This is a genomic window from Natronoarchaeum philippinense (genome assembly GCF_900215575.1).
GTDB classification, from domain to species: domain Archaea; phylum Halobacteriota; class Halobacteria; order Halobacteriales; family Natronoarchaeaceae; genus Natronoarchaeum; species Natronoarchaeum philippinense.
On record NZ_OBEJ01000009.1, the window covers coordinates 34611 to 45294 of the forward strand.

Genomic DNA, 10684 nt, shown 5'->3' on the forward strand with positions numbered 1-10684 from the left:
AACACGCCAGCACATCACGACACTAACCGACCGCGTCGGCCCATTCCAAAAGTTCGACGCGGCCGGTTCCAAGCTGTCGTGGTCCACTGCCGGTCAGGTCGCATTGTCCACCGAGCAACCCGTTGGCCTGCTGCGGGCTCCCTAACGGGAGGATCAGCAGGCAACCGCAGTAGACACATGACCCATTCCAACGCGACAGATAAAAGCGCTCCCCCATCGAGCGAGCGCCAGTCCATCGAGCAACCGAACACGAACCAAGCCACAACTACGCTAGCAGCCCACGATCTCACGGCGTTCCAGCGGCACATCCTGACGGTCCTCGACGACGGTCGGCAGCACGGCCTCGGCGTCAAGGCAGACCTCGAAGACCTCTACGGCAAAGAAGTCAACCACGGTCGGCTGTACCCGAACCTCGACGAACTGGTCGGGCTCGGCTTCGTCGACAAGAGCGATCTCGACGGGCGCACCAACGAGTACGAGCTCACCGACGCCGGCCACGACGCGCTCGTCGAGCAGGCCGAGTGGGAACTCCAGCGCGTCGCCATCCAGAACGAGGGTGATGCCTGATGCTCGGCCGGATCATCGATGCACTCACCGGCACCCGCACGGAGGACGCTAACCCGCCCGAGCAGAACCACGACATGTCCGTCGACATGGCGGTGACGCCCAACACATCGCTCTCCCTGAGCGAACTCGGCGAGATCATCACCAACGCCTGTCGGCGCGACATCGTCGAGATCGTCAACGACCACTGTACCGAGACCGGGCAGGCAGTCGGCCTCGGCGATCTCGCACGCGTCGTTGCCGCACGCGAGAACGACAAGCAGCCCAGCGAGATCACCAGCGACGAGCGCAAGCGCGTGTACGTCGCACTGTACCAAGTCCACCTACCGAAGCTCGAGAGCATGGGCGCGATCGCCTGTAACGACAGCCATGATGCGATCGTCCCGACGCCGGAGACGGCCGGCATCTGCGAAGCGCTCGTACAGCTGCGCGAACTCCAGACCGACCCGGACGACGCACCAGCCATCCCGCCGACAGCACTGACCACAGAGCGACGCCTCGACGATCTCGACCACTACGACAGCGCCGTCGGACCAGTCGCTGTCGGCGACGGAGGTGACGAGGCATGACGACCGACCGTGACTGGGAGACGATCGGCTGGGTGCAGTCATCGCAGTACCGTGAGGACGTCCTCGAGGCGCTGACGGCGAGCCCGAAGACGCCGTCGACGATCGCCGAGCAGACCGACGACGGTATCGCCCACATCTCGCGGGCGCTCCGGAGCCTGCGTGAGCGCGATCTCGTCGAGCTGCTGGTCTCAGAGGACTGTCGGAAAGGCCGCGTGTACGGGCTGACTGACGCCGGCGCGAAGATCGCCGGAGAGATGCAGGAGGTGAGCGTCTGATGCACGGCGTCGACGGCGTCTGTCGCAACTGCGGCGAGGACCCGCGCAAGATATACAGATGCCAAGAATGTGGCACGCCGGACCCGCTTGATGGCGATCAGGAGGACGACGAGGAGACCACAGGCCAGCACGTGATGGCCGACGGTGGTGAAGAGATCGAGGAACTCGCGGTCGAAGAGGATGCGACGATCGCCGAGTTCGCGGAGATCGCTGAGGAGAAGACGCGCGGTGTGGACTTCCTCGACGAACTCGACGACGCCGAGCTCACGCTCGCCGAGCTATCGGCGTCCTACGTCGACGCCGATCGGATGCTGCGGACGTTCGCGGTCAGTGCTGAGGGGTTCGACCCCGACGACTACGACGAGCCTGCCGACGACGAAGCGACCGACGCGGGCGACGTGCTCCGCGACCTGTTCGCGCACGCGTTCCGGCACCAGGCCGACTGGTCGGAATGGCGCAAGACGCTGATCGTCTTCGCTCTCGTGGAAGGCGTCTCGAAAGCGACGCTGCAGGCGGCCCATCGTGAAGCGGCCGACATCGTTGGTCCAGACGCCGCGGCCGACGAGTTCAGCGAGGCGCTCGAAGCCGCGATCGAGTACCGCGACGAGCTCGACCAGACCGACCGAGAGGTCCGGACTGACGGCGGCGTCGAGCACGAGCGGGCAGACCCGCGGGCTGCCGAGCGGATCGCGGGCCCCGACTGCGAGTACGAGGACTGCGACGCCGAAGCCGATTGGCTGGTCGAACTCGAGCTCAGAGGGAGCTACGTCGGGTTCGTCTGCTGTCAGGACTGCAGCAAGACCAACCGCCTGTACGCCCGCGAGAACGAACTGTACCGGAACGACGTTACTGACGAGGCCCGCGGCACGGTCGATGTCGAGTTTGAGGAGATCCGCGCCGACGGCGGAACGGGTCGTTGGGACGGCCTCGAACAGCGCGTCGAACGCATCGAAGACGAGCTGGGGATCGACCCCGAGACCGAGGCGTTCCGCGATGCGGTCCACAGAATCGACGACCGCTCACGGTACCCGCTCGAACTCATCGACATAGAGGGCGGCGATCAAGAGACGGCGCCGGAGGCTACGCTGTCGGCCACCGATACGATGCGTGGCGTGGATCTCGACGAACTCCGCGAGCAGTTCGTCGCTCTCTCGGTCGACGGGACGGACGGCGACGTGACCGTGATGGTCAGCGGTCTCGTCGATGCGTCGGCGGGCGAGCCCGAGCTTCGCGCCGACGGCCTCGGCGAGGATCTCGACGACCACACCGACGGCGTCGGCACACCAGATGGCGAGGGCAAAGACCTCGGCGATGCGTGGGCCGGTGGCAGCGAGGCGACAGCAGCCCGGCGAGCATTGCGAGAGGGCGTCGTCGAGTGCGCCGGTGAAGACGGCGGGGCCAGTGTCGGCGACGTGATCGACCACGCGACCAAGAACACCACTGCCGAGATCCGGATCATCCTCAAACAGTTGCGGCTGTTGCTCCAGCAGGGCGACCTCTACGCACCAGACAATGGGACGCTCCGGCGGACGCTCGCCGACGGCAGTGGGATCACCCCCGCCGATCTGCAGGTGGGCGACATCGCGGCGACGTTCCGTGGCCCCGGCGGCTTCGACGGAGGTGAGTCGCAGTGAATCGCGGTCGCCTCCGAACGTCCGACCTGCCGATCCGCGTCGACGAGATCACGACATCGGCTGCCCAGCAGACGATCGCCGGCGAACCCGAGTGGGCGCTGACCGTGCGCCGCCGCAGCGAGACGACATCCGGACGCAAGTTCGTCACCGGGCGGGCAGCGCTGCGACGGGAGATCGAGAAAGATGTCGCCTCTGTCAGCACCAGTGACGACGGCGTCAGCATCAACCAGCGGCTGCAGCGCGACCACACCACCGAGTTCGGCGTCTGGATGGCCGTCGATAACGGCTGGGCGATCGTCTCCGACGACTGGGTCGCCGGCGTGCTCGGCCAAGTGATCACGCCCCACCTCAAAGACACCAACCTCGATCTGCGGGGGCTCTTGGCCGACCTCGAAGAGCCGGATGTCTGGCAGCTGGGCTTCGCCGGCCGTGGCGTCGCAAAGGGCGGCCGGAAGGGCGTGCTCTATGGCAGCCACGTCAACGAGGATCCCGAGATCGGCGACGAGCTGATGCACACGCCGCTGAACGAGCTCGGCGTCGAGCACATCTACCAGTCTGGACAGGCCAAGGCCTATTTCGCGGCATCGACGGCCTACGTCGAACTCTACGGCGGCGACTGGTCGGACCAGCAGTTCGTCGACTACGTCGGTCAGCACGTCGTTCGGCACGTCAAAAACGACGGTCGAGCGCCGGGCGAAACTGGTGAGGGCGGCGGCGCCGGTGTCGACGAGAACCAAGAGACGTTCGACGAACTCGACAGCGTCAGCGTGAGCGACGGAGGCGATTCGGCATGAGCGCCGAGGACTTTCTCCTGGAGGCCGCCGCCGAGGACGGCGTCTCCGTGGGCCGCGAGGACGACCAGCTAGTCGTTCGCTGCACCGACCACACCGAGGAGCGGATCGACACGGAGGTCGTCCACGATCTCGCCCACGAGCACGGCATGATCGTCGAGCGGACGGTGTCGGACTTCGACGCCGGCGCCGTCGACGTGGTCATCCCGATCCACCGAGGTGAGGCCGATGGCGAGTAACCGCCGCGCCCATCCCGGCGCCGTCGACGGCGTCCTCGGCCACGCCGGTGTGGGCGATCAGGACACGACGTGCCCCAACGGAAACGAGGGGTGTCCCGGACCGAACAACCCGACCGGCGAGTTGCCGTGGTCGGTGTGTTTCCTGAACGGAGGCGATGCCTGATGGCCCGCTGCGAAGCCTGTGGCGGCCCGATCCGGGAAGCACTGGGCGGCACGGGACAGGCCGATACACTGATCGACGTCAACAAGTTCCAGTTCGACGATCGCGTCGGTCGCCGGAAGGCTCGCCGGACGCACTTCTGCAGCTATGAGTGTGCCATTCGCGGGCTCGAGGACGACCTCATCCTCGAGCGCGACGACCCGACGCTCTGGGTCGACCGGCGTGGCGACGGCCCAGAGAACTACCCCGATCCCGAGACCGAGCCGCTGGTCCGACGTGCCAAGGAGCTGCTGGAGACAGCGCTCGACGGCGTCGGCGATGACTACGCGCTCGATCTCAACCTCTCCGAGGCGATCACGCTGACCGAGGAGACGCTCGACGTCCTTGCCGACAGGCCCAGCCCGGACGAGCGCGTCCACCTCGCGGCCGGCGACGCACTCGCGGACATCTACGACGGCAAGCGCCGGCACGCTGCGGTGGGCGACGCCGTCATCGAGTACAACATCGGCGACCGGCTGGGGCTGGTCAACGCCGAGGTCCTCGACGCGCTCGGCGAAGAGCTGGAGGTGAGCCCCAATGAGTGAGCCCCGGCCCGGCGTCCCGAGCACCGAACACCCGGGAGACCCGCAGAAGGGCGCCGCGGCGTTCTTCCTGGTCACGCAGCTCCCGGCTGCTGTCGGCACGCCTGCTGAGGACCTCGTCGATGTCTGGACCCACGAGTGGGACGACGAAGACGAGCGCTGGGGCGTGGCGTTGAACGGCACCGGACAAGACCGGCTCTGGTACGGCTCGCTGTACTTGCTGGGTGACGACCAGACGATGTCGGTCCGGCATCCCGCAGGGTCGGCCGTCGTCACGATCGGCCAGCAGGCGATCGGCGTTCTGAAGCCAGATCACAATGAGTGGCTCTGCCCCGAACCGGACGCGATCCCGAACTGGGAGCAAGCCACGCTGTTTGCGATCCACGACCACCTCAACGAACTCGGCCACGACGTGCCGAAGATGGAGGAGCTCCTGGAGGTGAGTCCCGATGCCTGAGCGCTGGGACGATCGGCTCGACGAGCTGCTGGACGATCTCGACACGCGACTGGAGGAGGTGTCGCCCGATGCCGAGTGAGACCGCTGCCGGTGGGTTCCTCACCGCGGCGTTCGGTCTGACGGCGACGATCGCCGGCGCCGCGATCACGATGACCGGTCGACGACAGCCGGGGCTGCTCGGCTGGGTCGGGATGCTGCTCGTCGGCATCGGACTGACGCTGACCGCGCTCGGTTTTGGCGTCGCTGGGGGTGCCGTCTGATGGCGGCCGAGATAGAGCTGGGCCCAGCGCCCACCTCGGAGAACGTCATCGACCTCGGGCTGCACGAGGCGTTCGCCCGCCTCGAGGAGCTCGTCAGCGAGGCGTTCGACGCCGCGCTCGACGATGCCTGCCCACCGGACGCGACCTCAGAGCTCGCGCTCGCACACGTCACGATCCGGCCGTTCGCTGACCACCGCAAGGCCCGGACGGACTGGCTGGCCGGGACGATCCGCCGGCGCGTCGCTAACTGTGATGCCCATCTACATGACGCCGAAGCGGAACTCGGTGGGTGGGATGGGCAGCTCCGCGACGCCCGCCAGCTGTGCTGGTGCATCGCCGAGGCACTGCCCGACGGCCGCATGGAGGGCCGTGGGCGCATCTCGCGGTGTGCGCGGTGTCTGGGGGTCAACATCAACAGCACACCGAACACGCTACCCTGCCCGGGCTGCGAGCAGCGCGATCGAGGTGGTCAGTCGTGAGCGACGACAGCGACACCGTCTTCGTGCGCTCGCAGCGCGGGGGCGACGATCGCCGCCCGCACCACACTGACCGCAACTGCGACCGGCTCCAGCAGGCCGTCTCCGTGCTCGAGAAAGAGCGGAGCGTCCTGCCAGACGACCACCCGGAGTGTTCGGTCTGTGCTGGCGAGCGCGAGAACGACATGAGCACCGGGCCACAGCTCTGCAGCAAGATCGCCAAGATGAATCCCGAGGACGTCGGGCTCTCACCGCTTGGCGAGCGTGCCGACCAGCCCGGAGGTGCCGCCGATGACTGATGTGCTCGCAGACCTCGACGACATCAGCGTCGGCGATCAGGTCGACGTCACGGCCCACCACGACTACGCGTCGCCGCTCGACGTCGTCGCCGTCGACGGTCCGGACGAGTGGGCGGTGCCGTACGGTTCGGACTGGCGCACCGCCACGCTGCGCGTCGAGACCTCGCGCGGGACGATCTACGAGATCGGCATCGACTCCGGCGCCGGCGAGGTTGCGACGCTGTTCGCGCTCGACGACGGTGCGCGCGGCACGCGGTACGGCGCCGTCGAGCAGCTGGCGCTCGTCGAGGACGACGGCGACCAGGACGAAGACAGCGACGAAGAAAACCCCGGGACGGCGCCCATTACAGATGGTTGTAATGGCGATGACGGCGCCGGCGCGGACGACGAGCTCACGTCGCCGGCGATCGACGCTGAAGATCTCGTCGACACACTCGAGGAGGCCAGCAACACCGACGACAGCGATGCCGGGCCCACACTGCCCGAGAGCGTGACAAGCGAGGAGATCGAGGCGGCCGCCGACAAGTGCGACTACCTCGACGGCGTCGCCGAGGAGTTGGACGTGACGCCCTCGAAAGCGCGGTCGTTGCTGGTGAATCACGGCCGCTACGCCGATATCTCCGAAGCCTCGCGCTACCGTGGAGGTGTCAGCCAATGACACCAGCGTCAGACGCGCGGCTGACGAGCAAACAGGTCAGAACGCGAGCCTTTATAGGCCACGACTCCGTCCCTCTCCGTAATCAGGACAGGACGACACTGAGGACGCTGCGGTTGGCACACCCGTCGCTGGGGAGTGTCAGAACCGGGAGTAGGATATCTGGTTCTGGGACGCCGGGCGACATAAGTTTACCGGACAGCAGTAGCTGTGCGTCTCTCCAACACGGCGGCCTCACTGTGACGCGATCACGGATTGTCGATCACCCAGCCGAGAGTGCCGTATCTACGTCCACCCAGACAACCATGCCAGATCACGACCACCTCACGACCACGCTGCCGGACCACCTCAGAGAGAAATTTATTTTTTCGAACGCAGCCACGACGCTGCACGCCCCCACAGCAGCCAGACCCACGAACCACCGCGTTACGGCTGCTTCCGCCCGCATAGCCATACCAGAGGTAGCTGCGCTAAGTGGAGGGGGTCGGTTGACCCCCTCCCCTGCCTCACAGCACCCTGCTGTGAGTGGTGGTGGTACAGCCACCGCCCTCACAGCACCCTGCTGTGAGCAGGGTAGCGGGGGTGGTCGAGATGCGTGAGACCGTGATGCTGGACTGGCGTGTTCCGGAACGCGAGTGGCAGACCTTCCGTGATCACGTGGAGTCTGAGTTCGGCAGCATCGACGGCTATCTCGGCCGAGAAGCGGAGCGTGCGATGCGGGCCTACGCTGACGCCGATGGCTACGACGCCGTCGAGCAGAAGATCGATCGGCTGGTTGAAGCAGCGGGGCGCCGTCCGGGGGCGGCGTCCAAAGAAAAAAATTCCTCGCTGGCTGACCAGCCGCGGACACGTGTCACAGCTCGCGTCGACGAAGCGGTCAAGGACGAGTTCCGCGCCGTCGCAGCTGAGGATGACGACCCATTCGGAGTTGTGTTTGCCCGTGCGATCCGCGAGCATCGGGAAGGTGGCCGTGCCGATCGTCTCGAGCGGAAGCTTGACCGTGTGATCGATGACGCCGAAGCGATGCTGTCCGAACTCGATGAGAGTGACAGCGAGGGCGGCCTCGGTAAGGTCGACCGGAATGTCATCACGATCTGCCAGCGGCTCAACCGGCAGTTCACCGATGACGAACTCAACAGCGAGATCCATGATGTTGCTGGTCGCGGACAGCGGGCATCCGAGCCGACGCTGGAGCGCTACCGTGAGCTCGTGATCGAGCGCCTCGGCGTGGAACCCCACCCCAATGCGTCGCATGTTTGGCTCCCCGAAGATGAGGCGGCGGGACTGGTCCCTGACGGGACGCCCGAGGAGTGTCGGAAGCCAGTTGACCACCTCGATCGTGATGCCCGCGCTCGCAGGATCAAGCTCGCACTGGGCCGTCGTGCAGCAAACCGATCGACTGGCAAAGTCACTGCTCGGCGGCCGAGCATCCAAGAGGACATCCTCGAGGACGTGCCAGCGAAGTCGACCGTCCTCGATTTGATGGAGGAGGTTGCGCTCGCGGACGGCTTCAGCATCGACCGCTCACGTGATAAGGCCGCACTCCGGGTCGATCTCCGTGCCGTCGGTGACGCTGATCCGGACCTCTTCGAGACGATAATCGACTACCGGGACGCCGAAACAGACTCGCTGCTCGGCGACACGACCGAGACGACGGTCTCCGACTACACGGCCTCGACTGAGTCGACGGTGTCGCCTGACACTGCGTCTGACCGGATGGACCAGCTAACCGAGTCGATGACCGACGGTGGTGGCCCCAGCCGTGAGCAGTCTGAGGACGGTGATCGAGATGTCTGAAGCTGGTGTCGGTCATATCCCGCTGCCGTACATCGACACGTCGAAAGACACGTGTCCTGTCTGCGGCAGAGAGTTCAACGCAACCTTCTCGACAGTCGGATCAAAACTCACAGCTCCTGATGAGGGCGATTGGTGCATCTATAATGGCGTCTTCATTATTCATGAGGAGCTGAAATACTGGGATAGCAACTCCAACGGAGGCGATTCGTGATGTCTGAGGGCGTCCTCTACCGTTGTCCCGGCTGTGAGATACCGATTACGGACAGGAGCAAGTTGGACAAACACGGCGAGGACTACAAGTGCCCGTCGTGCTGGCACACGGTGGAACTGAGTTCACTACGTTCGGGCACCACTCCGGAGGCCGATCAGGATGCAGAGTAACGAGACGCTCCGTCGCTGTACTCGCTGCGGCAAGCCCGTCGAAGACGAGCCGTATCTGAACTGGGTGCTCCACTCGTGCCGGCACTGTTGCTACGAGGCCGATGGTCGGTTCCGAGACGGCGGCACCTACCGCAAGTGGCGCTACTTCCCGCGCTGGCATCTGAACGGTGGTGAGCGGTGATGGGCCAGTCCTACATCTGCTCGCGCTGCTGGGCTACCAGCAAAGCCCTCGACGAGCATCCGATCACTGGACACAGCACGGTCCACACGGGCTGCCCGAACTGCGCCACCGCAACGACGCACGTCGCCGAGGGCCGCGCCGAGCACCATCTCCGAGCACGACAGCAGGAGGCGCGATCTCGATGACGACGCGCTACGACACTGCCCACTCGCCGCTCACGAACGACGAGCTGATGACCGTCCTCCGGGAGGCGTGGGAGGCGGGCGACCGCGACATCCTCGAGGGCGGCGTCGCCACGACGACGATCGCCGCCCGGATCGACATGGGCAAGTCTGGCACCGAGAGCCGACTGCGTGAGCTCTGGGAGGCGGGCCGCATCACAGTCGTCTGGGGCGCCGATCCCGACACCCATCGTCCGCGTCGCAGCTGGGCACCAGCCGATGAAGTCGACCAACCCGGCGAGGACCTCCCGGGCGACACGCTGCGAGGTGACCACAGTGACTGATCAGTCGGAGATCCCAGACGATGTCAAGACGCTGCCTCACACGGCCAAACTCGTTTACCGCGTACTGGCCGACGCGGATGAGCCGCTGCGTGCCACTGAGGTCGCTGACCGCTGTGCGATCCCCGAGCGCACGGCCCGCGACGCCCTGCAACGTCTCGCCGAACAGACCAATAGTGTTGACCGCCGTCCGATCACCGGCCGCGAACACTTGTTTTTGGTTGCCTGATACTCTACGAACGCCGCAAGATGTTGCGGCGTCTGTGGGTTTGATACTGTTCGGACACCATTTCGTTCAATAACGCGAGCATTTTCCTGAGCGCGTTCACAGCGCGCTGGGCCGATAGCTATGAGTTCGACAACACAACCCAACGGCGCCGAAGAGGTGTACGAGTGCGCACACTGTGGCGGTGACCGCCGGGCGTCGACGTCGGTCGCTGGATCGTTCTGTTCGTCCAGCTGCCATCGCGCCCACAAACGAGAGCGGCGTGCCGGCGAGATCATGGAACTCCTCGAGCACGACCACCGGTTCTGCAAGACCTGCGGGCGCCAGCTGAAGACGGTCGACAAGCCCGCGACGGCGTCGGTCGTCGTCGGGCCCTCAAGCCATCAAGAGTGGGACTACGCGAAGGACGTTCTGGTCGGCTGGCAGTACCGGACTGAACACGCCGAGACGGGCGAGATTTCACTGGATGTCGACGAAGACGGAGACCGACCGATCGTCGAGCGCGGCGTTGCAACCGGCACGATCTGCGAGTGCGGCAACACCGCCCACCAGCATGCAGAGGACGCCATCCGCAACCGCGAACCGTTCACGACGGCCTATTACGTACTTCGAGCGGCACGCATCTTCCGCGCGGAAG

General features: G+C 65.7%; 18 protein-coding genes and 1 pseudogene. All 19 read left to right on the plus strand.

The window, feature by feature from the left end:
- Window positions 1–177 precede the first annotated feature (177 nt).
- The gene (locus CRO01_RS16015) at window positions 178–567 is read left to right on the plus strand and encodes a PadR family transcriptional regulator (RefSeq protein WP_097010180.1); all 390 of its coding nucleotides are present in this window, start codon (window positions 178–180) and stop codon (window positions 565–567) included.
- A complete protein-coding gene (locus tag CRO01_RS16020; protein WP_097010181.1) occupies window positions 567–1133 on the plus strand; it encodes a DUF7344 domain-containing protein in 567 nt (188 codons plus the stop codon). Before CRO01_RS16015 ends, CRO01_RS16020 begins: the two co-directional genes overlap by 1 nt.
- A complete protein-coding gene (locus CRO01_RS16025; RefSeq protein ID WP_097010182.1) occupies window positions 1130–1408 on the plus strand; it encodes a winged helix-turn-helix domain-containing protein in 279 nt (92 codons plus the stop codon). The genes CRO01_RS16020 and CRO01_RS16025 overlap by 4 nt, the downstream gene beginning before the upstream one ends.
- Window positions 1408–3042 (plus strand): hypothetical protein, encoded by a 1635-nt coding sequence (locus CRO01_RS16030; RefSeq protein ID WP_097010183.1) that lies wholly within the window; start codon window positions 1408–1410, stop codon window positions 3040–3042. The genes CRO01_RS16025 and CRO01_RS16030 overlap by 1 nt, the downstream gene beginning before the upstream one ends.
- On the plus strand, window positions 3039–3836 hold the full coding sequence (locus CRO01_RS16035; protein ID WP_097010184.1) for a hypothetical protein: 798 nt from the start codon (window positions 3039–3041) through the stop codon (window positions 3834–3836). The genes CRO01_RS16030 and CRO01_RS16035 overlap by 4 nt, the downstream gene beginning before the upstream one ends.
- Complete coding sequence (locus CRO01_RS16040; protein ID WP_097010185.1) at window positions 3833–4072, plus strand: hypothetical protein; 240 nt, start codon at window positions 3833–3835, stop codon at window positions 4070–4072. Before CRO01_RS16035 ends, CRO01_RS16040 begins: the two co-directional genes overlap by 4 nt.
- Window positions 4062–4235, plus strand: a complete 174-nt coding sequence (locus CRO01_RS16780; RefSeq protein WP_179747517.1) for a hypothetical protein — start codon at window positions 4062–4064, stop codon at window positions 4233–4235. Before CRO01_RS16040 ends, CRO01_RS16780 begins: the two co-directional genes overlap by 11 nt.
- Window positions 4235–4816 (plus strand): hypothetical protein, encoded by a 582-nt coding sequence (locus CRO01_RS16045; RefSeq protein ID WP_097010186.1) that lies wholly within the window; start codon window positions 4235–4237, stop codon window positions 4814–4816. Before CRO01_RS16780 ends, CRO01_RS16045 begins: the two co-directional genes overlap by 1 nt.
- Window positions 4809–5270 carry a hypothetical protein gene (locus tag CRO01_RS16050; protein ID WP_097010187.1) on the plus strand — a complete coding sequence of 154 codons (462 nt, stop codon included), beginning with the start codon at window positions 4809–4811 and terminating at the stop codon, window positions 5268–5270. The genes CRO01_RS16045 and CRO01_RS16050 overlap by 8 nt, the downstream gene beginning before the upstream one ends.
- Window positions 5271–5338: 68 nt before the next feature.
- The gene (locus CRO01_RS16055; protein WP_097010188.1) at window positions 5339–5530 is read left to right on the plus strand and encodes a hypothetical protein; all 192 of its coding nucleotides are present in this window, start codon (window positions 5339–5341) and stop codon (window positions 5528–5530) included.
- Complete coding sequence (locus CRO01_RS16060; protein WP_097010189.1) at window positions 5530–6009, plus strand: hypothetical protein; 480 nt, start codon at window positions 5530–5532, stop codon at window positions 6007–6009. Before CRO01_RS16055 ends, CRO01_RS16060 begins: the two co-directional genes overlap by 1 nt.
- A complete protein-coding gene (locus CRO01_RS16065) occupies window positions 6006–6305 on the plus strand; it encodes a hypothetical protein (RefSeq protein ID WP_097010190.1) in 300 nt (99 codons plus the stop codon). Before CRO01_RS16060 ends, CRO01_RS16065 begins: the two co-directional genes overlap by 4 nt.
- On the plus strand, window positions 6298–6963 hold the full coding sequence (locus CRO01_RS16070) for a hypothetical protein (RefSeq protein ID WP_143824979.1): 666 nt from the start codon (window positions 6298–6300) through the stop codon (window positions 6961–6963). Before CRO01_RS16065 ends, CRO01_RS16070 begins: the two co-directional genes overlap by 8 nt.
- Before the next feature lie 588 nt (window positions 6964–7551).
- Window positions 7552–8757, plus strand: coding sequence for a hypothetical protein (locus CRO01_RS16075; protein WP_143824980.1), 1206 nt, complete (start codon window positions 7552–7554; stop codon window positions 8755–8757).
- Window positions 8750–8968 carry a hypothetical protein gene (locus CRO01_RS16400; RefSeq protein WP_143824981.1) on the plus strand — a complete coding sequence of 73 codons (219 nt, stop codon included), beginning with the start codon at window positions 8750–8752 and terminating at the stop codon, window positions 8966–8968. The genes CRO01_RS16075 and CRO01_RS16400 overlap by 8 nt, the downstream gene beginning before the upstream one ends.
- Window positions 8969–9127: 159 nt before the next feature.
- Window positions 9128–9319 carry a hypothetical protein gene (locus tag CRO01_RS16080; RefSeq protein WP_097010193.1) on the plus strand — a complete coding sequence of 64 codons (192 nt, stop codon included), beginning with the start codon at window positions 9128–9130 and terminating at the stop codon, window positions 9317–9319.
- Between the two features lie 181 nt (window positions 9320–9500).
- On the plus strand, window positions 9501–9824 hold the full coding sequence (locus CRO01_RS16085; protein WP_097010194.1) for a hypothetical protein: 324 nt from the start codon (window positions 9501–9503) through the stop codon (window positions 9822–9824).
- Window positions 9817–10050 carry a hypothetical protein gene (locus CRO01_RS16090; protein WP_097010195.1) on the plus strand — a complete coding sequence of 78 codons (234 nt, stop codon included), beginning with the start codon at window positions 9817–9819 and terminating at the stop codon, window positions 10048–10050. The genes CRO01_RS16085 and CRO01_RS16090 overlap by 8 nt, the downstream gene beginning before the upstream one ends.
- 273 nt (window positions 10051–10323) lie before the next feature.
- Window positions 10324–10684: pseudogene (locus tag CRO01_RS16095) on the plus strand (hypothetical protein); the annotation flags it as partial.